The organism is Methylopila musalis (assembly GCF_042679725.1).
In the GTDB taxonomy this organism is placed as follows: Bacteria; Pseudomonadota; Alphaproteobacteria; order Rhizobiales; family Methylopilaceae; genus Methylopila; species Methylopila musalis.
The window spans coordinates 1-1904 of record NZ_JBHTMX010000322.1 but is presented as its reverse complement, the minus strand read 5'-3'; the positions used below and the strand labels follow the sequence as shown (position 1 = coordinate 1904).

Annotated in this window: 2 protein-coding genes and 1 pseudogene; all 3 read right to left on the bottom strand. The window is 69.4% G+C overall.

Annotation, left to right across the window (positions count from 1 at the left end; translation table 11 throughout):
* Positions 1–378 (bottom strand): annotated as a pseudogene (locus tag ACFQ4O_RS17215) (cell envelope integrity protein TolA); the annotation flags it as partial.
* Positions 379–388: 10 nt separating this feature from the next.
* Positions 389–838 carry a protein TolR gene (gene tolR / locus ACFQ4O_RS17210; RefSeq protein ID WP_378777564.1) on the bottom strand — a complete coding sequence of 150 codons (450 nt, stop codon included), beginning with the start codon at positions 836–838 and terminating at the stop codon, positions 389–391.
* Between the two features lie 9 nt (positions 839–847).
* Positions 848–1525: a protein TolQ gene (gene tolQ, locus ACFQ4O_RS17205; RefSeq protein ID WP_378777562.1), complete on the bottom strand. Its 678-nt coding sequence runs from the start codon at positions 1523–1525 to the stop codon at positions 848–850.
* Positions 1526–1904: the final 379 nt, after the last annotated feature.

Sequence of the window (1904 nt, the reverse complement as noted above, 5' to 3'; positions counted from 1 at the left end):
GGCCTCGGCGGCGCGCGCGGCCTCGGCCTGCTCCGCCTTGTCGGCTTCGGCCTTGGCGACCTTTTCGGGATCGGGCTTCGGCGGGGCGGCCGGCGGCGGAGGCGGCGGGGCCACGTCCTGCTTGGCCACGGGCAGCGCGTCGTCCTTGGGCTCGTCGTCGACGGCGGCGAGCTTTTCCGCCTGGACCTTCGGCGCCGCGACCGTCTTCGAGGTCTTGGAGCCGCGCGTCATGGCGTCGAACTCTTCCGGCGACAGGATCTCGATCGGCAGCGACTCCGTGGGCGCGACCTCGAACGGCTTGGCCGTGCCGAGATTCACGATGCCCCAGGCGAGGAGGATCGCATGAGCCGCCGCGGAGGAGACGAGACCGACACGCATCGTGGGGCGCTCAGCTCCCCTGCTCGAGTTCGGTCACGAGCGCGACCCGGCGGAAGCCCGCCGCGGACAGCGTGCCCATGACTTTCATCACCTGTCCGTAGACCACGTTCCTGTCGCCCCGCACGTAGATGCGTTCTTCGTAGCCGGAGTTCGTGATGGCAATGAGGCGCGGCGCGATCTCGTCGACCGCGATCTGCGTCTCCTGCAGGAACACCTCGCCCTTGTTGTTGACGGTGATGGTGAGCGGCTCCTTCTCCTCGTTCAGAGGATTTGCGGAGGTCTGCGGAAGATCGATCGGCACGCCGACCGTCAGCAGCGGCGCCGAGACCATGAAGATGATGAGCAGCACCAGCATGACGTCCACCATGGGCGTCATGTTGATCTCGGCCATGACGCCTCCGCGACGCCGCCGGCGGGACCCTCGCCCGCCGCCGCCTCCGCCGCCCGCGCCCACGCCCATCCCCATGGGTCAGGCCCTCTCGTCGATCTGGCGGGACAGGATGGCGGAGAACTCGTCCGCGAAGCCCTCCATCCGGCCCGCCTGACGGCCGACCTGGGACGAGAACTTGTTGTAGAAGATGACCGCCGGAATGGCCGCGATCAGGCCGATGGCGGTGGCGAACAGCGCCTCCGCGATGCCCGGCGCCACGACCGCGAGCGAGGTGTTCTTGGACGCCGCGATGGATTGGAACGCGGTCATGATGCCCCAGACCGTGCCGAACAGGCCGATGAAGGGGCCGGCGGAGCCGACCGTCGCCAACACCAGCAGGTTCGACTCCAGCCGCTCGGTCTCCCGGGCGATGGTCACGTCGAGCACCTTGTCGATGCGCTGCTGCAGGCCGGCCACGGAGCGGCTGCCGCTCTCGTAGGAGCGCTTCCACTCCCGCATGGCCGCCACGAACAGCGCCGCCATGCCGGTGTTCGGCCGGTTGGCGAGCGAGCGGTACAGGTCCTCGAGGCTCTGGCCCGACCAGAAGATCTTCTCGAACCGGTCCATGTTGCGCTTGGTGCGCGTGAACAGGAGCTGCTTGTCGATGACGATGGCCCAGCACCACACCGAGGCGGCGAGCAGCCCGATCATCACGAACTTCACGACGAAGTGGGCCTGAAGGAACAGGCCCCACAGCGACATGTCGGGGGTTGGCATCGTCCGCTCTTCTCCACGCTCGCGGCGGCGCCGCGACTTTCCCGGACCGCGCCGGCCGCTCGCCGCCACGTTCCCGACAGGCGCCCAAGGACCCGGAACGACCGCGCTACTCGCGCGTCAATGTGTTGAAACTGCGACCCGATCCCGCCTGGGCTCCTCTCGTTCATGACTTGTCAAGGTTAAGACCGCGTTACCAAGCCGCCTGCGGCGCCCCCGCAACGCCTCCGCAGGCGTTCCACGCGGCGGCGTCCCCCTCCCCTCGACGCGCGGCCGGGGACGGGCTCTAACTCGGCCCATGCGCCCGCACCCGATCCGCCCGCTCCTGACCGCCGCCGCCTTGATCGCCGCCTTCCCCGCCGCCGCGGCCGGGCCGGAGGCC

Coding starts and splice junctions, on each gene's coding strand:
- tolR (WP_378777564.1), bottom strand. CDS start 838: ATGGGCGTGGGCGCGGGCGGCGGAGGCGGCGGCGGGCGAGGGTCCCGC.
- tolQ (WP_378777562.1), bottom strand. CDS start 1,525: ATGCCAACCCCCGACATGTCGCTGTGGGGCCTGTTCCTTCAGGCCCAC.